This is a genomic window from Planotetraspora sp. GP83 (assembly GCF_041262585.1).
In the GTDB taxonomy this organism is placed as follows: Bacteria; Actinomycetota; Actinomycetes; order Streptosporangiales; family Streptosporangiaceae; genus JAOEGB01.
The window spans coordinates 236,196-263,162 of sequence record NZ_JBGCBZ010000006.1; the positions used below are offsets into that span (position 1 = coordinate 236,196).

The 26,967-nt window shown below is 68.8% G+C and carries 28 protein-coding genes; 10 read left to right on the plus strand and 18 right to left on the minus strand.

What is annotated here, in order from left to right:
- Nucleotides 1-12 precede the first annotated feature (12 nt).
- Nucleotides 13-717 (minus strand): metal-dependent transcriptional regulator, encoded by a 705-nt coding sequence (locus ABH927_RS11375; RefSeq protein WP_370020595.1) that lies wholly within the window; start codon nt 715-717, stop codon nt 13-15.
- Between the two features lie 75 nt (nt 718-792).
- Between ABH927_RS11375 and ABH927_RS11380 the strand changes: the two genes are divergently transcribed.
- Entirely contained in the window at nt 793-1,404 is a 612-nt protein-coding gene (locus tag ABH927_RS11380) for a UdgX family uracil-DNA binding protein (RefSeq protein ID WP_370020597.1), read from the plus strand.
- Nucleotides 1,405-1,660: 256 nt separating this feature from the next.
- Here ABH927_RS11380 and pdxH read toward each other — a convergent pair whose 3' ends face one another.
- Complete coding sequence (pdxH, locus tag ABH927_RS11385) at nt 1,661-2,305, minus strand: pyridoxamine 5'-phosphate oxidase (protein WP_370020599.1); 645 nt, start codon at nt 2,303-2,305, stop codon at nt 1,661-1,663.
- Nucleotides 2,306-2,476: 171 nt separating this feature from the next.
- On the opposite strand from pdxH, the gene ABH927_RS11390 reads away from it, so the two are divergent.
- Nucleotides 2,477-3,583, plus strand: a complete 1,107-nt coding sequence (locus ABH927_RS11390; protein WP_370020601.1) for a citrate synthase 2 — start codon at nt 2,477-2,479, stop codon at nt 3,581-3,583.
- A gap of 24 nt (nt 3,584-3,607) precedes the next feature.
- On the opposite strand, the gene ABH927_RS11395 is transcribed toward ABH927_RS11390, so the two are convergent.
- Nucleotides 3,608-6,391 carry a hypothetical protein gene (locus tag ABH927_RS11395; protein WP_370020603.1) on the minus strand — a complete coding sequence of 928 codons (2,784 nt, stop codon included), beginning with the start codon at nt 6,389-6,391 and terminating at the stop codon, nt 3,608-3,610.
- Nucleotides 6,392-6,543: 152 nt separating this feature from the next.
- Here ABH927_RS11395 and serC point away from each other — a divergent pair, with 152 nt between their 5' ends.
- Nucleotides 6,544-7,656: a phosphoserine transaminase gene (serC, locus tag ABH927_RS11400; protein ID WP_370020605.1), complete on the plus strand. Its 1,113-nt coding sequence runs from the start codon at nt 6,544-6,546 to the stop codon at nt 7,654-7,656.
- A gap of 106 nt (nt 7,657-7,762) precedes the next feature.
- On the opposite strand, the gene ABH927_RS11405 is transcribed toward serC, so the two are convergent.
- The 8 genes from ABH927_RS11405 to ABH927_RS11440 form a co-directional block, all read right to left on the minus strand.
- Entirely contained in the window at nt 7,763-8,383 is a 621-nt protein-coding gene (locus ABH927_RS11405; protein ID WP_370020607.1) for a rhomboid family intramembrane serine protease, read from the minus strand.
- Between the two features lie 126 nt (nt 8,384-8,509).
- A complete protein-coding gene (locus ABH927_RS11410; RefSeq protein ID WP_370020609.1) occupies nt 8,510-9,274 on the minus strand; it encodes a crotonase/enoyl-CoA hydratase family protein in 765 nt (254 codons plus the stop codon).
- Nucleotides 9,275-9,280: 6 nt separating this feature from the next.
- A complete protein-coding gene (locus ABH927_RS11415) occupies nt 9,281-10,054 on the minus strand; it encodes an SDR family NAD(P)-dependent oxidoreductase (RefSeq protein WP_370020611.1) in 774 nt (257 codons plus the stop codon).
- Between the two features lie 33 nt (nt 10,055-10,087).
- Nucleotides 10,088-10,432 (minus strand): anti-sigma factor antagonist, encoded by a 345-nt coding sequence (locus ABH927_RS11420; protein ID WP_370020613.1) that lies wholly within the window; start codon nt 10,430-10,432, stop codon nt 10,088-10,090.
- A 58-nt stretch (nt 10,433-10,490) separates the two neighbouring features.
- Entirely contained in the window at nt 10,491-11,231 is a 741-nt protein-coding gene (locus ABH927_RS11425) for an energy-coupling factor ABC transporter ATP-binding protein (protein ID WP_370020616.1), read from the minus strand.
- Nucleotides 11,228-11,992, minus strand: a complete 765-nt coding sequence (gene cbiQ, locus ABH927_RS11430; protein ID WP_370020618.1) for a cobalt ECF transporter T component CbiQ — start codon at nt 11,990-11,992, stop codon at nt 11,228-11,230. The genes ABH927_RS11425 and cbiQ overlap by 4 nt, the downstream gene beginning before the upstream one ends.
- 22 nt (nt 11,993-12,014) lie before the next feature.
- Nucleotides 12,015-13,052 (minus strand): energy-coupling factor ABC transporter permease, encoded by a 1,038-nt coding sequence (locus ABH927_RS11435; RefSeq protein WP_370020619.1) that lies wholly within the window; start codon nt 13,050-13,052, stop codon nt 12,015-12,017.
- A gap of 74 nt (nt 13,053-13,126) precedes the next feature.
- Nucleotides 13,127-15,010: a glycosyltransferase family 2 protein gene (locus tag ABH927_RS11440; RefSeq protein ID WP_370020621.1), complete on the minus strand. Its 1,884-nt coding sequence runs from the start codon at nt 15,008-15,010 to the stop codon at nt 13,127-13,129.
- 174 nt (nt 15,011-15,184) lie between these two features.
- On the opposite strand from ABH927_RS11440, the gene ABH927_RS11445 reads away from it, so the two are divergent.
- The gene (locus ABH927_RS11445; protein WP_370020623.1) at nt 15,185-15,469 is read left to right on the plus strand and encodes a YiaA/YiaB family inner membrane protein; all 285 of its coding nucleotides are present in this window, start codon (nt 15,185-15,187) and stop codon (nt 15,467-15,469) included.
- Between the two features lie 25 nt (nt 15,470-15,494).
- Here the strand turns inward: ABH927_RS11445 and ABH927_RS11450 are convergent, their stop codons facing one another.
- Both ABH927_RS11450 and ABH927_RS11455 read right to left on the minus strand, forming a co-directional pair.
- Nucleotides 15,495-15,917, minus strand: coding sequence for an ester cyclase (locus ABH927_RS11450; protein WP_370020625.1), 423 nt, complete (start codon nt 15,915-15,917; stop codon nt 15,495-15,497).
- 108 nt (nt 15,918-16,025) lie between these two features.
- Nucleotides 16,026-16,457 (minus strand): nuclear transport factor 2 family protein, encoded by a 432-nt coding sequence (locus tag ABH927_RS11455; RefSeq protein ID WP_370020627.1) that lies wholly within the window; start codon nt 16,455-16,457, stop codon nt 16,026-16,028.
- 193 nt (nt 16,458-16,650) lie between these two features.
- Here ABH927_RS11455 and ABH927_RS11460 point away from each other — a divergent pair, with 193 nt between their 5' ends.
- Both ABH927_RS11460 and ABH927_RS11465 read left to right on the plus strand, forming a co-directional pair.
- Nucleotides 16,651-17,010 carry a DUF1801 domain-containing protein gene (locus ABH927_RS11460; protein ID WP_370020629.1) on the plus strand — a complete coding sequence of 120 codons (360 nt, stop codon included), beginning with the start codon at nt 16,651-16,653 and terminating at the stop codon, nt 17,008-17,010.
- A 190-nt stretch (nt 17,011-17,200) separates the two neighbouring features.
- Nucleotides 17,201-17,494 (plus strand): hypothetical protein, encoded by a 294-nt coding sequence (locus ABH927_RS11465; protein WP_370020631.1) that lies wholly within the window; start codon nt 17,201-17,203, stop codon nt 17,492-17,494.
- A 66-nt stretch (nt 17,495-17,560) separates the two neighbouring features.
- Here the strand turns inward: ABH927_RS11465 and ABH927_RS11470 are convergent, their stop codons facing one another.
- Nucleotides 17,561-18,439 carry an SCO6745 family protein gene (locus ABH927_RS11470; protein ID WP_370020633.1) on the minus strand — a complete coding sequence of 293 codons (879 nt, stop codon included), beginning with the start codon at nt 18,437-18,439 and terminating at the stop codon, nt 17,561-17,563.
- A gap of 384 nt (nt 18,440-18,823) precedes the next feature.
- On the opposite strand from ABH927_RS11470, the gene ABH927_RS11475 reads away from it, so the two are divergent.
- Nucleotides 18,824-20,683, plus strand: a complete 1,860-nt coding sequence (locus tag ABH927_RS11475; RefSeq protein WP_370020635.1) for an FAD-dependent oxidoreductase — start codon at nt 18,824-18,826, stop codon at nt 20,681-20,683.
- A 259-nt stretch (nt 20,684-20,942) separates the two neighbouring features.
- Nucleotides 20,943-21,137 carry a hypothetical protein gene (locus ABH927_RS11480; RefSeq protein WP_370020637.1) on the plus strand — a complete coding sequence of 65 codons (195 nt, stop codon included), beginning with the start codon at nt 20,943-20,945 and terminating at the stop codon, nt 21,135-21,137.
- Nucleotides 21,138-21,352: 215 nt separating this feature from the next.
- Here ABH927_RS11480 and ABH927_RS11485 read toward each other — a convergent pair whose 3' ends face one another.
- From ABH927_RS11485 to ABH927_RS11495, 3 genes are all read right to left on the minus strand, one after another.
- On the minus strand, nt 21,353-21,538 hold the full coding sequence (locus ABH927_RS11485; RefSeq protein ID WP_370020639.1) for a hypothetical protein: 186 nt from the start codon (nt 21,536-21,538) through the stop codon (nt 21,353-21,355).
- Nucleotides 21,539-22,181: 643 nt separating this feature from the next.
- A complete protein-coding gene (locus ABH927_RS11490; RefSeq protein WP_370020641.1) occupies nt 22,182-22,550 on the minus strand; it encodes a VOC family protein in 369 nt (122 codons plus the stop codon).
- Between the two features lie 177 nt (nt 22,551-22,727).
- The gene (locus tag ABH927_RS11495) at nt 22,728-23,690 is read right to left on the minus strand and encodes a zinc-dependent alcohol dehydrogenase family protein (RefSeq protein ID WP_370020643.1); all 963 of its coding nucleotides are present in this window, start codon (nt 23,688-23,690) and stop codon (nt 22,728-22,730) included.
- 103 nt (nt 23,691-23,793) lie between these two features.
- On the opposite strand from ABH927_RS11495, the gene ABH927_RS11500 reads away from it, so the two are divergent.
- A complete protein-coding gene (locus ABH927_RS11500; RefSeq protein ID WP_370020645.1) occupies nt 23,794-24,360 on the plus strand; it encodes a TetR/AcrR family transcriptional regulator in 567 nt (188 codons plus the stop codon).
- Nucleotides 24,361-25,000: 640 nt separating this feature from the next.
- Here the strand turns inward: ABH927_RS11500 and ABH927_RS11505 are convergent.
- Nucleotides 25,001-25,480, minus strand: coding sequence for a MarR family winged helix-turn-helix transcriptional regulator (locus ABH927_RS11505; RefSeq protein WP_370020647.1), 480 nt, complete (start codon nt 25,478-25,480; stop codon nt 25,001-25,003).
- A gap of 118 nt (nt 25,481-25,598) precedes the next feature.
- Between ABH927_RS11505 and ABH927_RS11510 the strand changes: the two genes are divergently transcribed.
- A complete protein-coding gene (locus tag ABH927_RS11510) occupies nt 25,599-26,867 on the plus strand; it encodes an amidohydrolase family protein (protein ID WP_370020649.1) in 1,269 nt (422 codons plus the stop codon).
- Nucleotides 26,868-26,967 lie beyond the last annotated feature (100 nt).

Sequence of the window (26,967 nt, forward strand, 5' to 3'; positions counted from 1 at the left end):
CAACTCTTTCGGTCATCGCTTGGTGACGAACACGTGCGCGGCGACGTCGCGCGGGAGTTCCGCGAGAGTGCCGTCCGCTTCGCTGTCACCTGTCACCCGCACACCGTCGTCGCTCGCCGCGAGCGTCACCTCGCGTCCGGGTTGTATCCCAACTTGCTTGAGTTTAAGCATCACGGCGGGGTCGCTTTGCACTTGTTCGCTAATTCGGCGCACGACAACCGGGATCGCCGCCGGGCCTGCAAGATCGGCCATGGGAGAGACTGGCTCATCCTTGGTCAAATCAGACTCGGCCACGCCGAGCTCCGCCAGCCCGGGGATGGGATTGCCGTGCGGGCAGACCCGGGGGTTGTCGAGGAGGCCGACGAGCCGGGTCTCCACCGACTCCGACATCACGTGCTCCCAGCGGCACGCCTCGATGTGGACCTCTTCCCAGGGCATCCCGATCACCTGGGTCAGCAGGCACTCGGCCAGGCGGTGCTTGCGCATGACCCTTATGGCCAGCGTGCGCCCGAGATCGGTCATGGTGAGGTGGCGGTCGCCCTGCACCTTGACGAGGCCGTCACGCTCCATCCTCGCGACCGTCTGGCTGACCGTGGGACCACTCTGCTGCAACCGCTCCGCGATGCGCGCGCGCAGCGGAACGATTCCTTCCTCTTCGAGCTCGAAGATCGTGCGGAGATACATCTCCGTTGTGTCGATCAGGCCGTGTGCGGTCAAAATTCCTCCAGTCCTGTATCGATGCTACGACCCCCTGAGTGTTCGCAGCCGACCCTATTGGGGAAGCGACTTAGGATGGGAAACATCGGAGCAGAGCGATTCCTTCCGGCGGAGATCAGCCTGCCCGCCCTCCGGGACGCGGCGCGCTGCTGCGAAGGCTGTGACCTCTACCGGAACGCCACCCAGACCGTGTTCGGAGACGGCGCTCCCGACGCCCGCTACATGCTCGTGGGCGAGCAGCCGGGCGATCAGGAGGATCACCAGGGAGCGCCATTCGTCGGACCGGCGGGCCGGATGCTCGATAAGGCGCTGGAAGAAGCGGGAATCGACCGCGAGACGGTCTACGTGACCAACGCGGTCAAGCATTTCAAGTTCGAGCCGCGCGGCAAGCGAAGAATTCACCAGAAACCGACGGCGGCCGAGATCGACGCCTGCCGGCCGTGGCTCAACGCCGAGATGCTGCTGGTGGACCCGGCCGTGACGCTGGTCCTCGGCGCCACAGCGGCGCGAGCCTTGCTGGGGCCGTCCTTCCTGGTGACCCGGCACCGCGGCGAGCCCATCCCGCGTCGCGAGGGCGCGTATTACGTGGCAACGATCCATCCGTCGGCGATCCTGCGCGCGCCGGACCGGGACACGGCTTACGCGGGCTTCCTCGCCGACCTCAAGGTCGCCGCCACGCTCGCGTGAGCCCCGAAAAGTCGCCGTGATCATGCACGGTTTCCCGGGAAGCTCAGGGACGTCCGATCTTCCATATCGTGATCATGCACAGATTCCGCCGCTCGTGGCGTGATGAGCGCCGACACTGTTCGTGATCATGCAGTGTCCCGTCCGGCGGAGCGCGCCCTCGTCGTGCATGATCACGCCGCACAAACCACCACGCGGGACGGCCCATCCGGGAACACGTGCATGATCACGCCGGTCGGGGCTCAGACGAGCCGGGGGTTCAGGGGGCGAGGCGCTCGCGGACCCAGGAGCGCCCGGTGAGGCGGTAGCGGATCCGGTCGTGCATGCGGTCGGTCTGGCCCTGCCAGAACTCCACCTCCGACGGCATCACCCGGAAGCCACCCCAGAAGTCGGGCACCGGCGGGTCCTCGGGCCAGCGCTCGGCCAGCTCCCGGTAACGGGCGTCCAACTCCTCCCGCGACCCGACGACGGCCGACTGCCGCGACGCCCAGGCCCCGATGCGGGAGCCGTACGGGCGGCTGTGGAAGTAGGCGGCGGTCTCGTCGCGCGAGAGCCGTACTGTGCGGCCCTCCACGCGGACCTGACGCCGGATGGGGTGCCAGGGGAAGAGAAGGCAGGCGCGCGGGTTCTCGGCGAGGTCGCGCCCCTTGCGGGACTCGTAGTTGGTGAAGAAGGAGAAGCCCCGCTCGTCGAACCCCTTGAGGAGGACGGTCCGGGCCGAGGGACGGCCCCCGGCGGAGCTGGTGGCGAGAATCATGGCGTTGGGTTCGGGAAGCCCGGCGGCGACCGCTTCGGCGAACCACAGGGTGAACTGCGCCACCGGATCGTCCGCCATGTCGGATTCGAGCAGGGGCTCACCCTCGTAGCTGTGCCGGAGCCCGGGGAGTCGGGAAGCGCTGTCCACGGAACGGTATTGTTGCGCGCTTGGCAGATGTCTGACGCACCGCCCCCTACCAGGGAGAACGGTGTTTGGGAGGGACCGGGGGCAGACCAGTGACGCCCTGAGGGTTAAATTGACCCGCCGGTATCTCGACATCAAGGCTTTGGACTTCACAAGAGAGGGAGGCGGCCGAGTATGTCCGACTTCAAACCCGGGCTCGAAGGCGTGGTGGCTTTCGAGACCGAGATCGCGGAACCGGACAAAGAAGGGGGCGCCCTTCGTTATCGGGGCGTCGACATCGAAGAGCTTGTGGGCAACGTCTCCTATGGACACGTCTGGGGCCTGCTCGTCGACAACAAATTCCAGCCGGGCCTGCCCCCGGCGGAGCCGTACCCCGTTCCTGTCCACTCCGGTGACATCCGCGTCGACGTACAGAGCGCGCTGGCGATGCTGGCCCCCGCCTTCGGCTTCCGGCCGCTGCTCGACGTGGACGACGACCAGGCCCGCGACGACCTCGCGCGCGCCTCGGTGACCGCCCTGTCGTTCGTCGCCCAGTCCGCCCGCGGCCTGGGACTGCCCATGGTTCCCCAGAAGCGCGTCGACGAGGCCGAGAGCATCGTCGAGCGATTCATGATCCGCTGGCGCGGTGAGCCCGACCCCAAGCACGTCAAGGCCATCGACGCGTACTGGACCTCCGCCGCCGAGCACGGCATGAACGCCTCCACGTTCACCGCCCGGGTGATCGCCTCGACAGGAGCCGACGTTGCCGCGGCCCTGTCGGGCGCGGTGGGCGCGATGTCCGGCCCGCTGCACGGGGGCGCCCCCGCCCGCGTGCTGCACATGATCGAAGGCGTCGAGCAGATGGGCGACGCCAGGAAGTACGTCCAGAGCGAGCTGGACAAGGGCCAGCGGCTCATGGGCTTCGGCCACCGGGTCTACCGCGCCGAGGACCCCCGTGCCCGCGTGCTCCGCCGTACGGCCAAGGAGCTCGGCGCGCCGCGTTACGAGGTCGCCGCCGCGCTGGAGACGGCCGCGCTGGAGGAACTGCACGCCCGCAAGCCGGACCGGGTCCTCGCGACGAACGTGGAGTTCTGGGCAGCGATCATCCTCGACTTCGCCGAGGTCCCCGCGCACATGTTCACCTCCATGTTCACGTGCGCCCGTACGGCCGGCTGGGCCGCCCACATCCTGGAGCAGAAGCGCACGGGCAGGCTCGTCCGCCCCAGCGCGACCTACGTGGGCCCGCCGCAGCGCTCGGTCAACGACGTGCCCGGCGCCGGCGAGGTCGTCGGCAAGGTCTGACCCACCCTCGGCGCAGGCCTGACGTCATCCTGCCGAATCGACGGCCCGCTCCCCGGAGCGGGCCGTTTCCGAGGCCGTGCCGGTCCGGCGCGCCGTTTCCGAGGCCGTGCCGGTCCGGCGGGCCGTCTCGGGGGCCGTGCCGCTCGGGCGCGGCGTCCGCACGGGGGCGTCCGGGAGATCTTTGCAGAGGGGGTTCACCTCTGACCTCTCCTCGACTCTCAGCCGCCCGCAGCGGACCCTGGGGACGGAGCTCCCCGACTTGGAGTCGGCCACCTTCATGATCGCGATGACCTTGTCGACGGGGTCGTGTCTTTCCGTGTCGGCGAAGTCGATCACCCCGCTCGAACCGTTCCACGCCGAGCTCCCGGAGATGCGGGCGAGCTCGTAGAGGATGTCCCCCTTGCTGGGCAGCGTGCCCGAGCGATAGGCGGTGCTCGCCGCCTGATAGAAGACGCTGACGGCATCGTAGGTGAGGATGAGATTGTCCTCCGACGCCTTGCTGAGCCTGCCCTGCAGCAGACCCAGGATGAACCCGGTCGGTGTCGGCCCCGTCCGCCACAGCTCCCGGCTCGCCAGGGCCGAGTAGTAGACCTCGACCCGCTTCAGGCCCTGGATCTGCCCGCCGTGGTCGGCGACCACCTTGATGACGTCGTCGCCCGCGAGGACCTTCACCTTGTCCGGACCGCACGACTCGCCCTCGACCGCCCGCAGGAAGTCGAGGAACTCCGGGGCGCGGCCGGCGTAGAAGTACAGATCCGCATTGCTCCTGCACGCGTCCTGGGTGGCCTTGGTGATGCCTCCTCCCTGGACGCTGTAGTACACGGGGTCGTGGAGCCTGATGTGCTCCGCGCTCAGCGCCACAGTGAAGTCGTCGGCCAGGTTGTTCGTGTACTCGTCACCGGGCGACCCGTCCCGGATGATCACCGCTGACGGGGACGCCACGCCGGACAGGAGGTCGTGCCGGGCGAACCTGGCGGCCAGCGTCGCCTCTCTGAAGTTCGTCGGGCCCACATGGAAGTAGTAGGGAGACGGATAGCCCGGGAGGCGGTTGCCGCCGCTGACGTGGATCGAGCCGTCCTGGACGTATCCGAAGCGGTCGGCGGTGGCGGTGGTCCCGACCATCGGGATCTTCGCCGCGTGCAGCACCCCGATCCCCTGCTCCACCCCCTCCACGCTCCGTGGGAAGCCCACCACGCCGACCACGTGCGGATCCTGTTCTCCGAGGCCGCTGATCAGCTCGGCGTCGCGTCGCCCCTGGCCGAAGTCCTCGCCGGAGTTCGCGATCAGAATCTGAAGGCGGGGGGTGCTGGTGACCGCGCGCTGGTACTCCTCCATGGCCGTCAGCTCGGCAAGGGCGCCCGCGAACCGGGGGTCCTCCGGCGACGGGTTGTTGATCGAGAACTCTCCGAAGAGGACCACGCTGACGTAGGCCCCGGAGTTCCTGGCGACGGTGTTGTTCTGATCGATCTGCTTGACCAACTTTGTGACCGGGCCGCCGAACAGGCCTTCGGGGGCGGGTCCCGTGGCGTTGACGATGCCGATGCATTCCGCGCCGATCCGCTCGACCCAGGGGAGGCCGCCGCAGTGCGCGTCGATGTCCTGCTGGTTCCGGATAAGCCACACGGCGGGACCGACGAGCAGCAGCGCCACCACGGACCAGTAGCCGATCGCCCGCGCCACGCTCGGGAAGAGCCTCAACCGGTAGTCGTCCCCGGGCGGGGTCCCGGCCGCGTCGACGACCAGCCTGAGGCGGGGCACCCGCCGCCGGACCGCCTCCCGCCATCCATCGACCACCTTCGGGAGTCGTCCCAGCTCCAGCGGCGGCGCCGGCGGCCGCTCGGCGGCGAGCGCCTGCGGCGTCGCGGCCAGCACGAGAACCGGGGCCAGCAGCCCTGTCTCCTCTGTGGTCTCCTCCAGGATCCGCAGGAACCTCTCGTTGGCCTCTCCCGGCTTCCTCGCCTCCAGGACCAGCAGGCCGTACAGGCCGCGGCCCCAGCTCGGCCAGGGGATGGGCCACCTCTTGTACGCCTGATGGAGGTCCTGGCACATGGCGTGGACCAGCAGCCGGTCGATGTCCGCCTCGCTCGCGTCGGCCAGGCGGAGCGCGTACTTCGGGAGGCGTTCGAAGCGCTTGCGAGGCAGGTACGGCTGTCGCCTGAACCACCGGTTGAAGAGCGACCCCCGGATGGAGAGCAACGACTGGACCCCGGTGCCCAAAGTGGCCACGAGCACGCCGAGCACCCAGGGGAGCAGGCCGACGAGGTCCGACGGCCCTCCGAACCACCACGCGGCCACGGTCCCCAGCGGCACCCAGGTGTAGGCCGCCCGCCCGATGAAGTCGACGGCCGTCCTGCGTCCCCGGTCCCCGCCGTACCGGCCCCTCCGCCAGGCCTTGAGCCGCTCCTTGAACTCCTCCTGGCCCTTGCGCGATTGCGGATCCGGCGGCCACCGCTTGAAGGAGGTCTCCGCGGCGTCCGCCGCCGGCCGCTCGGCGCGCTGGCGCCGGGCCCACAAAACGAACTGAACGAGCGGGAAGCGCGGCGCGGGCAGGAACGACCCGCCCACCGGCTTGCCGAGCTGCCCCTGCTCCCCCGCCAGGGCCGAGACGAGATCGCCAAGAGTCTCGTGCTCTCCCGATCTGACCGAAGCGTGCGGGAGCGAGTCCTCGAACGGCGCGGCGAGCCGCTTGGCGACCTCGAAAGCGTGGTCGGTCTCACCGGTGATGACGACGATGGGCAGTGGCGCGTCCGCTCGCCAGAAAAACGGCCTGCGGACCAGTCCCTCGATGACGCCGTGCAGATCGGCCAATGCGGGGATCCCTCTGAAAACTGATCGGAGAGCGGGTTCCTTGTGAAGATCTCAGGGTGGCATCCCGAATCGCGCGTTCGCTATAGATCTCGCATATCTCACATGGCGGACCCGGGTCGGGACCACCCTCCGGGGTTACTACGCTGGACCACGTGGCTGACATCGTGATTCCCGCTGACATCAAGCCCGCCGACGGCCGTTTCGGCTGCGGGCCCTCGAAGGTACGCCCCGAGCAGCTCGCCGCGCTCGCCGAGTCCGGCGCGAGCCTGATGGGCACGTCCCACCGCCAGAAGCCCGTCAAGAACCTGGTCGGCCGGGTTCGCGCGGGGCTGACCGACCTGTTCTCCCTCCCCGAGGGGTACGAGGTCGTGCTCGGCAACGGCGGCACCACGGCGTTCTGGGACATCGCCTCCTTCGGGTTGATCCGGGAGCGGTCGCAGCACCTCAACTTCGGCGAGTTCTCGTCCAAGTTCGCCACGGTCGCGAAGAAGGCGCCCTGGCTCGGCGAGCCGACCGTCATCAAGTCCGAGGTGGGCAGCCACCCGCTTCCGGTGGCCGAGGAGGGCGTGGACGTCTACGCCCTGACCCACAACGAGACCTCGACCGGCGTGGCCATGCCGATCAAGCGGGTCGTCGAGGACGACTCGCTGGTCCTGGTCGACGCGACGAGCGGCGCGGGCGGCCTGCCGGTCTCGGCCGAGGAGTTCGACGTCTACTACTTCGCGCCCCAGAAGAGCTTCGCCTCAGACGGCGGCCTCTGGCTCGCGCTGTTCTCGCCCAAGGCCCTGGCCCGGGTGTCCGAGATCGCGGAAAGCGGCCGGTTCGTCCCCGAGTTCTTCAGCCTCCCGACGGCGATCGACAACTCGTCGAAGGACCAGACCTACAACACCCCCGCGGTCGCCACGCTGTTCCTGCTGGCCGACCAGCTCGACTGGATGAACTCCCAGGGCGGCCTGGCGTGGACGACGGCCCGCACGGCCGACTCCGCCTCGCGGCTGTACACGTGGGCCGAGAAGACGTCCTACACCACGCCGTTCGTCGCCGACCCGGCGCAGCGCTCCAACGTCGTCGGCACCATCGACTTCGACGACTCCGTGGACGCCGCGGCGGTCGCCAAGGTCCTGCGGGCCAACGGCATCGTGGACACCGAGCCCTACCGCAAGCTGGGCCGCAACCAGCTCCGCGTCGCGATGTTCCCGGCCATCGACCCGGCCGACATCGAGGCGCTGACGACCTGCGTCGACTACGTGGTCGAGCGGCTCTAGAACCGCCCCGCCGTACGGCTGAGCAGGCCCGTGCCGCATCGCGGCGCGGGCCTGTGGTTTTCTTCTCGGACGGGTCCTGGCCTGCCGTACGGCGGTGCAGGGTCCGTCAGGAGGGCTTGCGGCGGCGCAGCAGCCAGGCGGCGAGGACGCCGCCGATGAGGCCGAAGAGATGCCCCTGCCAGGAGATCCCCGGCTGGCTCGGCAGGGCTCCCCAGAGAATCGAGTAGTAGAGCACGGCGACGACCACGCCGAGCAAAATGTCGAGGGCCCGGCGATCGAACAGCCCCCGAGCTACGACATAACCGAAATATCCGAAGACGAGGCCGCTCGCGCCCACTGTCAGCGTGTTGGGCGGGCTGGTGAACCAGACGCCGAGACCGCTCACCACGATGATGAGAAGGCTCGCGGCGAGGAACCGCCCGATCCCCCGGATGGCCGCCAGGAAGCCGAGGATCAGCAGCGGCACCGAGTTGGCCATCAGGTGCGCGAACCCGGCGTGCAGGAACGGGGCGAAGAGGATCCCGGCCAGGCCGTCCGGCTCGTGCGCGACGATCCCGTAGCGGTCGAGGTGTCCGTCCTCGACATAGTCGACGACCTCGATCGCCCACATGGCCGAGACAAGGACGATCATCACGATCGCGCTGCCCAGTGCCCCACTCAGGAGCCTGGCCGTGCGATCCCGCAGCGACCGGCCGGATGGGGGAAGCCCGGTCCCGGAATCGTTCATGGCTTTACCGTACGCACTCGCGGTCACGGACGGTCGCTCTGCCCAGATCCCTCCCGATCATTCCTTGCGGGATCCCCCGCGAGAGGCGAGCTGTGGGCGCCTCTCGCGGGGGATGGAGGCGATCCGTCACTCGCCCTTCCAGACGGGCGCGCGCTTCTCGGCGAAGGCCGCCGCGCCCTCCATGGCGTCCTTCGAGCCGAAGACCGGGTTGATGATCGCTCCCTGCTTCGCGAACATCTCCTCCCGTGGCCAGTCGGCGGACTCCACGATCACCTTCTTGGTCGCCGCGAGCGCCAGAGGGGCGTTCGCCGCGATCGCGCGGGCCATGGCGAGGGCCCCGTCGAGGGCCTCCCCCGCGGGTGTGATCCGGTTGACCAGCCCCAGCTCGTAGAGCCGGGACGCGGGGTAGTGGTCTCCGGTCAGGGCGATCTCCATGGCCACGTGGTACGGAATGCGGCGCGGCAGCCGCATGATCCCGCCCGCGCCGGCCACCAGGCCGCGCTTGGGCTCCGGCAGGCCGAACCTGGCCTCCTCGGAGGCGACGACGATGTCGCACGCGAGGGCCAGCTCGAAGCCGCCCGCGAGGGCATAGCCCTCGATCGCGGCGATGAGCGGCTTCAGCGGCGGGGCCTCGGTCAGCCCGCCGAGCCCGCGGCCCTCGACGACGGGAATGTCGCCGTTGAGGAAGCCCTTCAGGTCCATGCCCGCGGAGAACGTGCCGCCCGCGCCCGTGAGGACGATGACCGACACGTCCTCGCGCTCGTCCAGCTCGTCCAGGGCGGCGGCGATGCCGCGCGCCACGGCGCCGTTGATCGCGTTCCTGGCCTGCGGCCGGTTGATCGTGGTGACGGCGACGCCGCCGTCCACCGATAGAAGAACCTCGTCAGACACTTGACCTCACTTGGGCTGGAAGCGGATGCCGCCGTCGAAGCGGATGACCTCGCCGTTCATGTAGTCGTTCTCGATCAGCGCGCGGACGAGGTGGCCGAACTCCGACGCGCGGCCCATCCGCTTGGGGAACGGCACGGGCGCGGCCAGCTTGGCCTTGAACGCCTCGGACTCGGGGCCGGAGCCGTAGATCGGGGTGTCGATGATGCCGGGGGCGATCGTCAGGACGCGGACGCCGATCGCCGCGAGGTCGCGGGCGGCCGGAAGGGTCATGCCGATGATGCCGCCCTTGGACGCCGAGTACGCCACTTGGCCGGTCTGGCCCTCGATGCCCGCCACCGAGGCGGTGTTGATGACCACGCCACGCGCGCCGTCGGCGTCGGCCGGCTCGGTCTTCGCCATCGCGGCCGCGCCGATCCGCATGAGGTTGAACGTGCCGATCAGGTTGACGTCGATCACCTTGCGGTAGGAGGCCAGGTCGTGCGGGGAGCCGTCGCGGTTGACGGTCCGGGACGCCCATCCGATGCCCGCGCTGTTGACGACGGCGCGCAACGGCTTGCCGGTGGCCACCGCCGCGTCCACGGCGGCCTGCACCGAGGCCTCGTCGGACACGTCGGTCTGCGCGAACACGCCGCCAAGCTCGTCGGCGAGGGCCTTGCCGCGCTCTACGTTCAGGTCGGCGATGACCACGGTCGCGCCGACGCTCGCCAGCTCACGGGCCGTGGCCTCACCGAGGCCGCTGGCACCGCCCGAGATGATTGCTGCTGCTCCGTTCAGGTCCATAGCCGGACCTTAACGCCACAACCGAATGAAGTTCTACTCGGGGTGGTTCAAAATCGCGGTGTCGACATCGGGGTAGACCCTGATGCGCCGGTCAAGACCGGTCGTGCGGAGGATGCGGGCCACGGGCGCCTGCGGCGCGGCCAGGCAGACGCCGCCGCCCTCGCTCGTGGCGAGCCGCCACGCCTCGATGAGCACGCTGAGGCCGCTGGAGTCCATGAACGACAGGGAGGCGAGGTCGAGGACCAGCGTCGCGCCGTCGTTCGTGATGGCGTCACGCACCTCGTCACGCAGGAAGGGAGCGGTGAAAAGGTCGAGCTCGCCTTCGACCGCCACGACGACGGCGCCCGAGAGCGAACGGCGCGCGAGCCGCAGCTTCATCGTCGAACCTCCTCCGCGAGGTCCACTTTACTTGCGCATCACCCTCGATGAGCGGGCGTCAATGAGCGGATACGGCGAAGCCGTACGGCAACTCCAGCCGGTGGGCGGCCAAGAGCTCCTCGTCGGCGAGCAGGGATCGCGTGGGCCCGTCGGCCGCGATCACCCCGCCGGAGAGGATCAGCGAGCGCTCGCACAGCTCCAGCGCGTACGGCAGGTCATGCGTGACCATCAGCACCGTCACGTCCAGACTTCTCAGGATCTCGGCGAGCTCGCGGCGCGACGCGGGGTCGAGATTGGACGACGGCTCGTCCAGCACGAGGATCTCCGGCTCCATGGCCAGCACGGTGGCCACCGCCACGCGCCGCCGCTGGCCGAACGACAGGTGGTGCGGCGGCCGGTCGACCGCCTCCAGCATGCCGACCCGCTCCAGCGCGTCCTTCACCCTCCGGTCGAGCTCCGCCCCCCGCACGCCCAGGTTGGCCGGGCCGAACGCGACGTCCTCCCGCACAGTCGGCATGAAGAGCTGGTCGTCGGGGTCCTGGAACACCAGCCCCACCCGCCGGCGGATCTCCCGCAGCGTGTCCTCGCGCACGGGCAGCCCGGCCACCTCGACGGAGCCGTGACCGGCGGTGAGGATGCCGTTGAGGTGCATGACCAGCGTGGTCTTCCCCGCGCCGTTCGGCCCCAGGAGCGCGACCCGCTCCCCCCGTCCGATGGTCAGGTCCACGCCGAACAGCGCCTGCGTCCCGTCGGGATAGGCGTAGGCGAGGCTGCTGACCTTCAGCGACGTGGCGGTCATGTGAGGCTCCACGACAGCACGGCCGTCGCCGCCGCGAGGCCGGGAAGGAGCGCGGCGGCCCCCCACTGCCGTGCGGACGCGGGCAGCTCCCGGATCATCGGCATCTCGCCGGTGTAGCCACGGCTCAGCATCGCGAGATGCACCCGCTCCCCCCGTTCGTACGACCTGATGAACAGCGCGCCCGCAGACTTCGCCAGCACGGGCGCCTGCCGGATGTCCCTGGGCACGAATCCCCGCGATTCCCGGGCGATCCGCATCCGGCGCATCTGGTCGAGGATCACATCCATGTAGCGGAGCATGAACGTCGCGATCTGCACGAGCAGCCGCGGCAGCCGGAGCCGCTCCGCGCCCAGCAGCATCATCCGGGGCTCCGTGGTGGCCGCCAGCAGGATCGAGGCGATCACTCCGAGGGTGGCCTTGGCCAGCACGTTCCACGCCGCCCACAGGCCCTCGAGGCTCAGGGACACGCCGAGCACGTCCACCCGCTCCCCCAGGCCGATGATCGGGATCGCCACCGCGAACAGCACGAAGGGCACCTCGATCACCATGCGCCGCAGGATGAAGGCCGCCGGGACGTGCGCGGCCACCGCCACGCCCGCGAGCAGCGACGCGTAGACCCCGAACGCCCAGAAGCTCTCGCGCGGCGTCGCGACCACCGCCACCGCGAAGCCCGCCGCGGCCAGCAGCTTGCACTGCGGCGGAAGCCGGTGCACGAGCGTGTCCCCCGGCCGGTAGAGCTGGTGATGATGCCCCGCGCTCACCGGTGACCCACCCCTGCGTGGCTCACGCCGCGACCTTGTGCCGCTGCCTGCGCCGGACCGTGTAGAAGATCCCGCCTCCGGCGGCGACCGTCAGGCCCACGCCCGCGACTCCCGCGAGGCCCCCCGACAGCCGCTCGTCGCCGACCCCCTTGACGCTGTAACCGGCCAGCGGGCCGTTCCCCAGCTCGCTCGGCTTCTCGTGCGCGTTGAACCCCTTGTCGGCGGCCACCTTGTTGAGCCCGTCCGGCGCGCTGGAGGCGTAGAACGAGACGACCCCGGCGAGCAGGAGGGCGACCAGGCCGCCGCCGACCAGGATCGGCCGCAGCCCCCGCCTCGGCGCGGCAGCGGGCTCCTCGACCGGGATCTCGCCGTCGGCCGTCCTGAGCACCAGCGGCGCAGCCAGGCCCCGCGCGCCGTACACCAGGTCAGGGCGTACGGCCAGCACACTGCTGACGGTGAGCGCGGTGATCAGCGCCTCGCCCAGGCCGATCAGGACGTGCACGCCGCCCATCGCCGCGGCCACGGAGGACACCTCGATCGGCGCGGTGCCGCCGAGCCAGAACAGCCCCGTGAAGCAGAGGGCGGCCGCGGGCACGGACACCACGGCGGCAGCGAACGACCCCGCGACCACGGCGGTACGGCCGCGCGGGCCGCTCCGGCGGATCCCGCTCCCGGTGATCAGGCGGAAGACGGCCCAGCCGACGACCGTGGTGACGATCGCCATGAGCGTGATGTTCACGCCCAGCGCGGTGAGCCCGCCGTCGGCGAAGAAGAACGCCTGCACGATCAGCACGACGGCCACGCACAACACGGCTGTGTAGGGCCCCACGAGGATCGCGGCCAACGCCCCTCCGAGCAGGTGACCGCTGGTGCCGGCCGCGACGGGGAAGTTGAGCATCTGGACGGCGAAGATGAACGCGGCCACGAGACCGGCCATGGGGGCGGTCCTGTCGTCGAGCTCGCGCTGGGCGCGCTTCAGGCAGACGGCCATCCCGGCGGCCGCGAAGGCCCCCGCGCCGACGGAGACGGGAACGTCGAAGAACCCATCGGGTACATGCACAGCAAGCCCCTCCGAACTGGGTGAATCTGTCCCCAACCTTAGGACATGAAGTTGTAGTTGCAAATAGTTCGCATCTAGCGGCGGCGCAGCTGGCGGAACATCCGCCGGAGGAGCGTGAGAGGCGTGGCCGCACGGACCGACGTGCTGAGACGCCGGTTGACGGCTGTGGCGTACGGGCGGGCGGTCCACCGGACGAGGCCGCGCCACCACCGCATGGTGCGCCCGAGCGTCTCGGGGCCGCCAACCTTGACGGGGAACCGGGCGGGCGGACCGCCCACGTCGAGCTCCAGGTAGGCGTCCCACGTCCCGGCGTCGAACCCGCCGGTCTCCGCCGTGAACGTGTGCGGCCCCGTCGCCGTCACGGCCGCGCGCCGCTCCCGCCCCGACGCCCGCTCCCGCCAGACGAGATGCCGTACGGCTGCCGCACCCGGCGCGTCACCCACGTGCACCTGGCCCTCGACGCGCAGCCTCCGCCCGGCCCACTCGGCGCGCGTCAGCCGTACGGAACCGGGGACGCGGAGGAGGCGGCCGCCGACATCGAGGCTGAGGTTGCCGTGCGATCGGGTGAGAAAGGGCACGACGACGACGCCGGACGCGAAGCGCGGAGGGGGCGGCCGCACCCCCGGGTCGCGTTCGGACCCCAGCCGCGCCAACCGCCGGACGCCCTCGCAGTGAACGGCGGCGTGGACGTCCCACACGCCGGCCGGGAGCGAGGTCACCTCAAGGGCCACGCTGAACAGGTCGGCGACGCTGGTGACGGCCGCGGGCCGCTCCTCCCGGGACGTCCGCTCCCGCAACACGAGGCCCGCCTCTCCCGGGAACCCGGTGAGCGCGATGGATCCGGAGACGGCGAGGCGGTCGCCGTCCCACTCCAGGGCCGTCAGGCGATGGCGGAGCGAGGCCGTCTGGACGCCGGCCAGCCGTACCAGCCGGGTGAGGTCGCGCGGCGCCGCGGCCCGGAGCCGGTCGGCGGCGTCCAGGCGGTCGAGCACTCCCTGGGTGAGCCACTGGGAGCACAGGTCGGCGACCTCGATGGCGATCTTCTCGCGGGTCGCCTCGTCGGCGGCCAGAAACGGCGCGCGGAGTTCCGGGAAGACGTCGAGCTTGAAGTGCCGGAGGAGCAGGCGATCTCGGAGCGGTCCAGGCGGGACATGCCGCGCCATCAGCTCCATCGCGGTGCGTACGGCCCGCAGGAAGGCGAGCGGGTCCCGGCGGGGGCGGGAGGGGAGGTGGTAGCAGTCCTGGTCGGCGACCACGGACAGCACGCCGGCGTCGCAGTAGGCATGGCAGTAGGCGTGGGCGGCGAAGACCATGTCCTCGCCGGTCCGGAGGCTCTCGTCGAACCGGATCCGGTGCCGCTCCAGCATGGCCCGGCGGAAGAGCGCGAAGCAGGTGAGGACGTCGTAGGCGGCGCCGCCGCGTAAGGCGCCACCCAAGGTCACCCGGTCGGCGTCCTCGTGGAAGGGGAAGTCCCGCGGGCGTGCGGACCGATCGCCGGGCTGCGCGGCGATCCGGCCGAGGACGATGCCGGAGCCGTTCCTGTCGGCCATCGCGACCATCCGCCGCAGCGCTTCCGGACCGACGAAACCGGCGGCGTCGCAGAAGAAGACGTACCGGCCCTTCGCCTCCGCGAGGGCGCGGTTGCGCGGCCTGCTCGCGGTGCCCCGGTGATCCTCCTCGATCACCCTGATCATGCTCGGGTGATATGCGGCGTAAAGATCGAGGAGCGCCCTGATGCCGCCGGACGAGCCGCCGTCCACGACGATGATCTCCTTGCTCACCCGCTGGACCAGCAGAGACGTGAGGCATCGGTCCAGATTCGCCCGGCAGTCGAGACTGTCCCGGCAGTCGGGATTCTCGCGGCAGCCGAGGTGGGGAGGGCGGTCGGCGTGCGCGCGGCAGTCAGGCGCCGGCACAAGGATGCTGACGTCGACGGGACGGTCACTCTCCGCGTTCATCGGTTTTCATTATGTGACCGCACTGCCACGTCACGGGCCGCTTCCACTATCCGGTCCGCCAGATGTTCGTACCAGGTGAGCACGTCGCGCACGCTGAGGGCGGAGCCGTACTCATGGGTAACTTAAGTAGTCGCGCTCAGGACGCGGGCCGTGACGGCGCCGACGATGGGACACATGACTCGACCGGTGAAAACCACAACGACAACAGCGTTCTACGCGCAAGCCGTCATCTCGTTCGGACTGTCCCTCGCCGCCCTGGCACTGGGCATCGCCTACCTCCCGGTGACAGCGTGGGTTCGCTCGTTCCTGGCCATCGGCCTGCTGTACGTGGTGACCTCGGCTTTCACACTGGCCAAGTGCGTCCGGGACCGGCAGGAGGAGACCGCCGTCGTCAGCAGGGTCGACCAGGCCAGGCTCGACAAGCTGCTGGCCGAGCACGACCCCTTCAAGAACGACTGAGCAAGGCGCCGCCTCAGCCGCCGGGTTAGGGAATGAGGCGGAGGCCGAGCTGGGCGTATTCGTCGAGCGCGTTGAAATAGGCGCGGTGGTTGACGATCAGGCCGTTCTCCACCTCGCTCACGCTGCACCCCCGGAGCGTGATGTGACGGCCGGTCGCCTGGATCGTCTGACCGTCCGGCGTCAGGAAGTCACCCTTGTGCGTCGCCGTCAGCGTCCATTCCGTGATGGCGAGGTCACCGGCGACCGCCCTGGTCGAAATCCTGAACCGCAAATCGGGAAAGGCGCTGAACAGGTATTCGAAGAAGGAGACGATCTGCTCACGCCCCTCCGCCATGCCGCCGGAAGCGACATAGACGGCATACGGATCCAGGCATCGCGCCAGAGCGCCGAGGTCGTGATCGTTCAGGGCGCCGAACATTCGATCGGCGACCTCTCGGAGATCATACATCGCGATGGCCCCCCTCACGCATGGAGCCACGCTATCAAGGGGCACGCAAAGACGATCTCAACCGCCACGTCACGGCCGGGTGCACCCCGCCGCCCGGCAGAATGCCGATCACACTTCGGGCGAGTGCAGCTTGGCGCCGAGTTGGGAGTAGAGCTCCCACTGGTCGAAATAGACGCGCTGGGTGGCGACGAGATCGTCTTCCACCGTGAAAACCCAGCAAGATCGCATGCTGGTGCTCCTACCGGTCGGCTCCAGCATCTCTCCGGAGGGCAGCAGGAATGGTCCCGTGTGCGTGACCGTGCTGGACAACTCGACTACCACCAGGTCGTCGAATGTGTTCTTTTTCCAGATCATCCCGGACACCTTGGGAAAGGCTTCCCAGACTTGCGCGTGGTAGGCGGCGATCTCGTCGCGACCCTCGGCCACCCCCTGCGGCCCGACGGCGACGGCCTTCGGGCTGTAGCAGCGGACGACCGCTTCAAGATCGCGATCATTGAGCGCGGCCATCAAACGGTCCACCACCGCCTCGGCATCCGACATCGACGGCTCCCCCTTTCTCGCACCGCTAATCAAGTCTCATCACGGTACCGGCGCCCCGGTAAAGCACCTGGTCGAGGCCCGCCCTTCGGCGGCACGGCGAGTAGATCGTCACCTGCCCCTCGGCCGCGTGGCGCCCCGCGAAGAGCACGTTGGAATGTTGCGCCCTTTGCCGTAGTGACTTAACATCCACAGCGTGATTAACACCGAAAAGGTAGACGACTTTATGAGCAAGCTCGATCATCCGTTCAAAGCGGAGATCGAAGCCGTCCGGGCCATCATCATGGGAGCGAGTCCCGGAATAGAAGAAGACATCAAGTGGGGAGGCCCCTCTTTCTACTACAAAGAGGACATGGCCTCCATCAATCCGAGGGTCAAGAACTACGTGCCCATAATCTGGCACAAGGGTGAGCTGCTGACCAACGACTCCGGCCTGCTGGAGAAGGGCCCCAAGGGAAGGGCTTACACCAAGTTCCACTCCATGGCCGAGATAGAGGCCAACAAAGCAGCGCTGGCGAAATTGGTCAATGACTGGGTAGCGCTCATGGACGAATGAGTGCCCGGCGGCCGGGCCCGATGTGGCACGCGCCGCCGAGCACATCCCGGTCGAGCGACGTACCAGGCTGATCGCGGGCGCGCGCCCGCCGGACCGTGTGGGCCCGCGCGTCAGGGCGCGACCTTCTCGCGCCGCTCGATCGAGCGCCGGCGGAGCGGACTCGACTCGACTCGGGAAGTATTTCTTCACGGTGTTCTGCCTGGCCTGGGCCGGATACGGAGGCTGGGCGATCACGCGGCGAGCGCCGCTGTTCGCCCTGGACCGGGTGATCGCCGCTTGGCTCGCCCTGGCAGCCTCGGTTGTGACAACGGTCTTCACTGTGACGGTCGCCGTCCAACGAGGCTCCGGCGTCACTCTCGCCGTCGCTCTCGCGGCCGGGGCCGCTTTCGTCGCGGTAGCCGTCCTGCTCGCCGTACGGGCTCATTTCAGGCGTGCCGCGTTGCTGCGCCGCACGCGAGAGCTGAGCGATGGTGGCGCGGCATGACGGCCATGAGTGACTTCCCGGCGTCCCAGACCTCGGCCGGCCTGCTCCATGAGGGCCGGCGCGGCCTCATTCGGGCGTTCGTACGGTTCCGATGCCCAGTGTGCTGACCATGGGCAGGATTCCCGACTCGAACACCGCTCCCAGGAGAGGCTGGTTGAGCTGGGTGAGCCGTTCGGCCAGCTCGGGTCCGAGGGCACGCCATGGCCCGGCCGCGAGCTCGTCGGTGGTCCGCTCGACCTGGTCACGCAGTGCCAGGCCCGCCGAGGTGGCGACACCGTCCGCGTCGACGAGGCCACGGGAGGCCAGCCGGTCACGGGCGGCCGCCCATTCGTCGGCGTTCCAGCCGCGTCCCGCGAAGTTCTCCGCCGGGGCGGCGCCGACAGCGGCGAAAGAGACCAAGGCCTCACACGCGTCCAGATTCGCGGTCGCCAGAGCGGCCAGGTGGCCGTCGCCTCTGTGCTCACGCAGCACGGTGTACGCCTGCCACAGCGCGAGATGCGGCTCATCGGGCCAGGGCAGGTCGAGGTTGGCGGCGGCCAGCGGCCGATGGGCGACCCCGGCGCTCTCGGCGGCTCTTACGGCCAGCTTGGCGGCTTCGGCGATCTCCGGCATGGCGAGTCTCTCGCCGAGAAAGGTCCGAAAGGTCCGATCCATCGCCCGCAGCCGCGCGTCGAGCACCTGCTCGGGCCGTGCCGTGGCCCAGATACCCGGCACGTGCTCGGCGATCATGCTGGGGCTGAAGCTGTAGTAGGTGGCGGCGACCAGCTTGGGCCCGGCCGCGCCGAGCGGTGCCGTACGCCAGGCGAAGTAGCTGGGCCAGCGCGACCCGATGTCGTAGCCGAGTTGTTTGGCCTCGTCGAAGGCCTGGTGAGAGAAGTACAAGGCCGCGTGCACCGGCTCAATCTGGTGCCACATCTGCCGCGCCAGCTTGGGGAAGGTGGACATCACACCTCGGTCATCACTGCCTAGTTACGATATGCCAGTGACTCTAGATCGGAAGCCCATCACCAGTCAATCCTTAATGGCCGGTTATGGCCGGGAGAGAATTCATCTGGTCTCGACGGCCCCGGCCGTACGGCGCGCGGCGCCGCGTTCGCGCGCGCATGTACCCGGGGGCGACCGGCGCCAGAGTGGCCGAGCTGTGGCGACGCTACGACCCGACGGCGTCCGGCCCGCTCTCCTCGCCGACCAGCGCGACTTATCCGGAAATCTGCGGCGCCCTTGACGATTGCTTGGTACACCATTTGCTCGTCCTTGGCGCGTCGCGCCGCGCCTGGTGAGGGCTGCTCCGAAACTGCCTCCCGTAACCGTCTCGGAGGAGGAGAGTTCGTGGTCACAATCGACCGGCGTGGGTTCGCGAAACTGGCCGGCCTGGGCGCCGTGGGATCGGTGATGAGCCCCGCCCTCGGCGCCGCATCGGGTACGGCTCTCGCGTCGGCGGCGCGGGAGCCGTACGGAGGAGAGCGCTGGCAAACGTGTCTGCGGGTGGCGCGCGACCTCCTGCTCGTCGAGGAGGATGGGACCGACCTGAAGCACAGGTATCTCCAGATCCTCATCGACAAGGGCCTGCCGAAGTCCCGCACGCCCAAGAGGGTCCTGATCGTGGGAGCGGGGATCTCCGGTCTCGTGGCCGCGACTCTGCTGAAACAGGCCGGGCACCGGGTCACGCTCATCGAGGCCAACGGCAACCGGATCGGCGGCCGGATCAAGACCTTCCAGACCGGGTTCAGCGACCGGCTTCAGTACGCCGAAGCGGGGGCGATGCGCATTCCGGACTTCCACCCGCTGACGCTGGCGCTGATCGACAAGCTCGGGATCACCCGCCGCCCGTTCTACAACGTCGACGTGTCGCCCGGGGCCGTGCCCAGCGGACCGATCCCACCGGTCGTCTACACCTCGCGGAAGGGAGAGGTCTGGCGTTCCGGCCCGTCAAAGGGGTCGTTCACGGCTCCTGAACGCATGAACCACACCTTCATCCACGTCAACGGCATCACGCGGCGGCGCGACGAGTACGCCGCCAACCCGCGTAAGATCAACGCCTCGTTCGGCCTGAAGGACGGCAGGACCGCCGCCCAGATCCTCGATGAGGCGCTCGACCCCGCCAGGGACTACATCTCCATCGCGAAGTCCGGAGGGCGGATCGACAAGCCGCTGCCGGAGCTGATCGAGGGCTGGGCCCGGTTGCTGTACGACTTCGACGGCTACTCGATGTACGGCTACCTGAAGGAGCACGCCAAGCTCGGCGACGAGGCGATCGACGCCATCGGCACCCTGGAGAACCTGACCTCCCGGCTGCCGCTGTCGTTCATGCACACGTTCCTCACCCGCAGCCTGGTCAATCCGGCGGTCAGCTACTGGGAGATGGCCGGAGGCAGCCGGGAGCTGCCGTACAAGCTGGAGCCCGCCCTTCGAGACGACCTGCACATGGACCGCCGGGCCGTACGGATCGACACCTCCGGCCGGGGCGTGCGCGTCTCGACGGTCAGCGAGACGGGCAGCACCGAGTCGAGGTTCGCGCCGCAGGTGCGACGTGAGACGTTCGAGGGCGATGTCGCGATCATCACGGTTCCGTTCTCCGCGCTGCGCCACGTCGAGATCGCGCCGGCTCTCTCCTACCCCAAGCGGCGGGCGGTGATCGAGCTGCACTACGACTCGGCCACCAAGGTGCTCCTCGAGTTCCGCAAGCGGTGGTGGGAGTTCACCGAGGAGGACTGGAAGCGCGAGCTGGGCGCCGGCTACCGTCCCGGGCCGGTGACCCATGTGGCGGGCGGCGGATCGGTCTGTGACAACGCCAACCGGTTCATCTACTTCCCCTCACACCGGATCCCGGGCAGCGAGGGCGGGGTTGTGCTGGCCAGTTACTCGTGGGCGGACGACGCCACCCGCTGGGACTCCATGGACGACGACGAGCGGTACGGCTACGCCCTGCGCGGGCTCCAGGAGGTGCACGGCGACCGGATAGCGGAGTTCTACACCGGCCACGGCCAGACCCAGAGCTGGATGCGCAACCGATACGCCTTCGGCGAGGCCGCGGTCTTCACGCCCGGCCAGATGACCGAGATCCACCCGAACATCGCCACAGCCGAAGGCCCCCTCCACTTCGCCGGCGAGCACACCTCGCTCAAGCACTCCTGGATCGAGGGCGCCCTGGAGTCCGCGGTGCGGGTGGCCCTGGAAGTCAACGCCTGACCGGAAGGCCCCTGACCGCGGAACTCCTGGTCAGGGGCCTTCACACGAGAGCCGCCTTGGGGAATCGAACCCAGACCTTCTGTTCACAAGTGAGATCACGGTTGTCCGCCGCCGTCCACGGCTGTCCATGCGCCCGTCTCAGCCTCCTTTTCACAGGTGCGTCGCTCCGGCACCGTCCATGCCTGTCCAAGGCTGTTGTTAGCAACCGCGTTAGCATGATCGACCTGACGATCAGCGCTGAATCGATCACATTGGAGGCATGGACGCCAGGGGATACGGAGCGCTCCGCCCTTACGTCGTTCAAGCGACTCTGGAAGAGCTCACCGGGCCAGTCGAGGGCGTCATCATGCTGCCCAGACATCTCGATTGGGGGCCGGAGCGCCGCTACCACCTGGACCAGATCGCCGATGCGCGACTGCTGTACATCCGGGTGATCCGGGAAAGCCACTCCTGACGACCTGCGACGCTTCCTCAACGCCTCGCTCCTGCGCAAGCTCTGGGCAGAACTGGTCCTACCCCCACGCGTCCGCGCCCTGTGGCTCGACCGATTCCCCGAGCTGCAGCGTCAAGCCGCCTGATGGACGACTTCCACCGTCGTCTGGCTGGCATCGCCCTGACGGCAGCCGCCGATCACGGGTTCGCCCTGGCGGGCGGCTACGCCGTACAAGCTCACGGCGTGTTTGGAGCGGCCAGCGAGGACATCGACCTGTTCACCTCCAGCGTGCGCGACGACTTCTCCGAGGGCGGCGCGAGATCTGCGACGCCAATATCGAACACGGCCTGGCGATCAAGGTTGACGTCGACAGCCCCCAGTTCGTACGGCTCAGCGTCTCCGAGCCCGCCGTCTTTGCCCAAGTGCTCTCCGCCCTGGAGCTCTACCCGGACGGCGAATTCCTCGCGTACGGCTTGACTGAGCCCAAGGTCCAGTTGCTCTGATCCCAGTTCAACGACTGGCGAGCGGCACTGGCCAACGACTCATCAGCTCATCACGAGTGAATCGCGTTACCCGTCTGACGGCCCTTCGCCTGGCTCGGGCGATTACGCATGCCGGGCATACTCCAAAGGCCCCTGCGGTGATCGCGAGGGGCCTTCGACCTTGGAGCCGCCTTGGGGAATCGAACCCCAGACCTTCTGTTTACAAGGAAAGGGCAGATGCGTCGTCAGGAGCATCTCTGCCCGGTCAGGCGGTAGATGCGGGCCGGTGGCGTGTGATCGTGTAAGGGGGCGTTGCTGTATGCGTTGCTGTAGAGCAACCTCCGCGAGACTCCCTCGCTCGCGTGCGTTGGCCCTTTTAAGGGGTGCATCCATCACGCTACGGGGATACCTCTTGAACTGCGGCTATACATGAGCTCGACAGCCTGCTCCTCCCCAACTGCGCCGCCTTCTGCGGCGCGGTTAGAGCATCCACATCTCGGCATGAGCGCGCGACTCGCGGCAGAAGAGGGCATGTTCGGTGGGACGCGCATGCGTGCTCCGGAGCGTGGATGAAGCGGTGAGTTCAGCGGGATTGGTGGCAGACTGCCTCGACGTTGTTGCCGTCGGGATCGCGTACGAAGGCGCCGTAGTAGTCCGGGTGGTACTCCGGCCAGACTCGCGGCTCATGCAGGACCTCCGCGCCGGCGCCGATGGCCGCGGCGAAGAAGGCATCGACCAACTGGCGGTCGGTTGCCGCGAAAGCGATGTGCGACTCGCGGAAACCGTCGCCGGTCGACTGCCGGCCAATCCAGAACGTGGGGCGGTCAACGCCGTATCCGATGACTGGACCGAATTCCATGATCCGTCGGCCGCCGAGCGGCGCCAGAACAGCGTCGTAGAAGGCCGCGCTCTTGACGAGGTCTCCGCACTGAATCGACAAGTGATCAAGCATGGCGGCAGTCTGCCAGACGGCACCGACAGCAGCGAGGGCATAGAAACAGCAGCATGATGGAGCGTCTGCGGCATCGTCGCGCGTTTCCGCGCACGGCGGCAGATGAGTGCGCTTGGACGACAGGCCCCGGGACATCGTGCTGCGCGAGCCGAATCGTGATCTGTCGCGATCAGGTGACTACGGGGTCAGGACGATCCTCCCGAAGACCTCGCCAGCGTCCATCTTCTGGTGTGCCAGCACGGCGTGCTCCAGCGGCAGCACCTCGTGCACCACCATCTGGAGCTCGCCACGATCCGCGGCAGCGAACTGCTCCATCCTCACGGCACGTCGAGCGGACTCCGCTACCGTCGCGGCGCTGAAGGTGGCGAAGGACATCGACTTCTGGAATGCGGCCATCACCCTCGTGCCGAAGTCTGCCGGCGGCTGGCCCCCGACTGCCCCGACAACCACGAGTCGACCGTTGGGGTTGAGCCTGTCGAAGAACGAAGGCATGTCTTCACCTGCTACGACGTCGATGATGACGTCGTAGCCCGGGGGATCGTCCGGCCCTCCTGCTCCTGAGCGGTCCAGCACGTGGGTCGCACCGAGGTCGCGCAGTCGACGGCCACGCTCAGGGGAGGAGGTGGTGACTGCCACGGCGCTGGCACCACCGCGAGCCGCGAGCTGGACCGTCATGATCCCGATGCTGCCGGCCGCGCCGCGTACCAGCACGGTCTCGCCCGGAGAGAAGTGAGCATGGGCGAGACCGAAGTGGGCCACGACCCCGGAGCTCCCGAGCGTCACGGCGTCGACAGCGGAAAGGCTCGCCGGGAGGGTCAGGACCTCTCCGATCGGCGCGATCGCCTGCTCGACGTAGCCGCCGCCCGTACCGGTGAACGCCCACACGCGCTGCCCGACCCATACGGGGTCGACGCCCTCGCCCACCGCGGTCACCGTCCCCGCCACCTCGCCGCCTGGGACATGACCCTTCCGGAAGCCGTAGGCGGCGAGAGCACCGCTTCGGATCATGACGTCGACACCTCCGACGCCGATCGCCTCATTGACGATCAACACTTGTCCCCGAGCGGGAGCCGGTGCAGGGATGTTGGTGACTGCCAGTCCATCGGGACCCCCGAACTCCTCGATCGCAACTGCCTTCACTGTTGTCCCTTTTCGTGAGCTCAATCAAAGCCGCCGTTAAGCGACCCCTGGTTGCTTGGACGCTAACGGACGCCGACGTCCGTTTAGCTAAAGTGAGAGAGTGATGGGTCGTTTGCCTCAGACGCTGCGTTCGGACGCGCTGGACAACCGCGACCGCATCCTCGACGCGGCTCGGGCACTGTTCGCCGCCGAAGGCATGGACGTGCCGATGCGCGAGATAGCCCGGCGCGCCGGGGTCGGCCCCGCCACCCTGTACCGGCGCTTCCCCACCAAGCAGGCGCTGGCCACCGAGGCTTTCACAGAGCAGATGTATGCGTGCCATGCCATCGTCGAGGAGGGGCTCGCCGATCCGGATCCGTGGCACGGCCTGTGCCTCGTGATCGAGAAGCTTTGTGAGCTGCACGCACGAAACCGGGGCTTCACCACGGCGTTCACCTCGGCCTTCCCCCACGCCATGGATCTCGCCGCGGTGCGCGAACAGGCGCTCACCTCGCTCGCCGAGCTCGCGCGCCGTGCCAAGGACAGCGGCCGCCTGCGGCCCGACTTCGTCCTGGACGACCTCATCCTCATGCTGATGGCCAACGGCGGCCTGCACGCCACATCGACAAACGCCCGCCTTGCCGCCTCCCGACGTTTCGCCGCACTCGCGATTCGGGCGTTCCAAGCTTGACCGGCCTCACCGCGAAGCCCCGTAGTCCGGTTGGACTCTGCCTCACCCTCACGAAAGCCGAGTCAAAGGGCGGTGTGGTGCGATTCCCGCGTCGTGGTCGTCAGCGCTGTCATCGGCATATCAACTCCCGGATCGCGGCAGAAGAGTGCGGGGGTGATGGTGTGGGAACCGCCCCCGGGCGTTCTGCCCGTTCGGATCGGTGGTTCGTGCCGCTGACGAGCGTGACAGGCACTGGCGAATCCGCCATCTGCCAGTGATCCATCGGCGGACGAGCGAGAAGTCCGCATCCGTGAGGCCGACGCGTGGGTCGACGCGATGCAACAGAGCTCGTCCTACGTGGTGTGCCGACACCCAACGCCGGTCCGCGCCCGGCCGCACCGCCGCCGTTGATCCCAGCGGCTTCCCCGCTTGGTTGCGGGGGCAGGCCCGGTTCGGTGGCTCACGCGAAGACGCCGCACGCGTCGCCGCCTTGCAGACGCCGATCCGCGAAGATGCGGTCGGCCTACCGCCAGGCACATCCCGACGGGGAGCAGCTCGTCGCTGAACTCTTGCGCTGGGCTTGAGCCGGGCCGGACTACGTCGCTGCCGCCGACCGTGCGTCAATCTGGGAGCCCGTCCGGGAATTCTGCCCAGTCCAGGGTCACTGTCGCGGGTCTGGGCCGGAGTCCAGGGCGCTGGTCGCTTCGGCGTACTTGAGCAGCAGGCGGGCGAACTCGAGCCGCTCGTGCTCGGGCCAGTCCCGGGTGATGTACTCGAATGCCTGCCGGTGCTGGCTGCGGAAGCGGTTGCGCAGCGCGACGCCCTGCGGGGTGAGGCGCAAGATGGTACGCCGGCCGTCGCGCTGGGACGCCAGGCGCTCCAGGTAGCCGTGGGTGATCAGGTCGGAGACCATCCGGCTGGCGGCCGACGGGTCGATGCCGAGCTGCTCGGCGACGCCGCCGACGGTCACCTCCCCGTCGGCCTCGTCGACGATGTTGATGATCAGGTTTCTGGACAGGTCTTTCCGCTCGACCGGCGGGTCGAGGTGTTTGAGCAGGTGCGTGCGCCGCCGAAGCTGCGCGAACGCCGCACCGACCGAGTTCAGGTACGCGTCGTCGGCCGATCGGGAATCGGGTGCCACGCCTTCAGGGTACGGCATTGTGTGATACTCAACAACTACATGACGAGTTGCACATATCTGTGGGTTGTCATCTAACGTAGGGCGGCAGGCCTTCCTCGTCCGACAGATTGGACCGACCATGACCACCGCGATCACCAACGCCCGTGTGTTCGACGGAGACCGCGTGCTCGACCAGACCACCGTCGTCGTCGACGGCTCCCGCATCGTCACGGTCGGCGGCGCCGTCCCCGCCGGCGCGGAGGTCGTCGACGGCCAGGGCGGCACGCTGCTGCCCGGGCTGTTCGACGCGCACGTCCACTCGGGCGAAGGGACATCCGCGCTGGCGCTGCGGTTCGGTGTCACGACCGAGCTGGAGATGCAGGGCACCAACACCAGGCACAACCGCACGCACATCACCGAGAACGACGCCGTCGCCGACATCCGCTCGGCCGGGTTCGGCATCACCCCGCCCGGCGGGCACCCCAGCGAGCTGTTCCCAGAGGGATTCCGCCCCGGCGGCGGAGCGGCTGCCGGCCACGAACCCGAGGGCACCCGCCCCGGCGGCGACCATGCCCCGGCTGCCGAGCGCGCGCGTCCCCTCATGCCGTTCTCCACCACGCCCGAGGAGGCGGCCGCCTTCATCCCGAAGCTCATCGCGGCGGGTTCGGACTACATCAAATTCATGATCGACGACGGTACCGTCGAGGGCCACCCCGGTCTGCCCATGCTCGACCAGGCGACGTTGGACGCGGGCGTCGCCGAGGCGCACCGGCACGGGATGCTGACCGTCGCGCACGCGCTGACCGTCGACGCCACGCGGATGGCGATCGAGGCGGGCATCGACGGCCTGGCCCACCTGTTCATGGACCGGCCGCAAACCGGCGAGATCGTCGAACGCATCGTACGGTCCGGCGCGTTCGTGGTCCCCTGCGTCGTATTGAACGCCTCCATGATGGGCATCACCGGCGCCGAGTTCGCCGAGGACCCGCGCGTGCGCTCGCGCCTCGACGAGGCGTGGCTGTCGACACTGCGCAGCAGCTTCAACCGCTACCCGCAGGGCCGGTTGGCAGACGTGCTCGCCTCCGTCAAGGCGCTGCACGACGCCGGCGCCGACATCATCGTCGGTACTGACGTGTCACTGCCGCTGCCGTTCCTCGGCGGCATGGCTCACGGCGCCAGCGTGCACCACGAGCTGCAGTACCTCGTCCGTGCGGGGCTCACGCCGGTGGCGGCCCTGCGCGCGGCGACCAGCACCCCGGCGCGCCGCTTCGGCCTCGACGACCGTGGCCGGATCGCGGAGGGCCTGCGGGCCGACCTGCTCCTCGTTGACGGCGACCCCACCACCACGATCAGCGACACCTTGAATCTGCGCCACGTGTGGCGCCGCGGCGCTCGCATGTCGCTGTAGACCGCACCACCAAGCCCTCCGGATGCCCGTTCGAGGAGCAGACCAGATGGCGGTCGGCCCGCGGGGTGACGGAAAATGCGCAGGCGTCGTGAACTCGGCG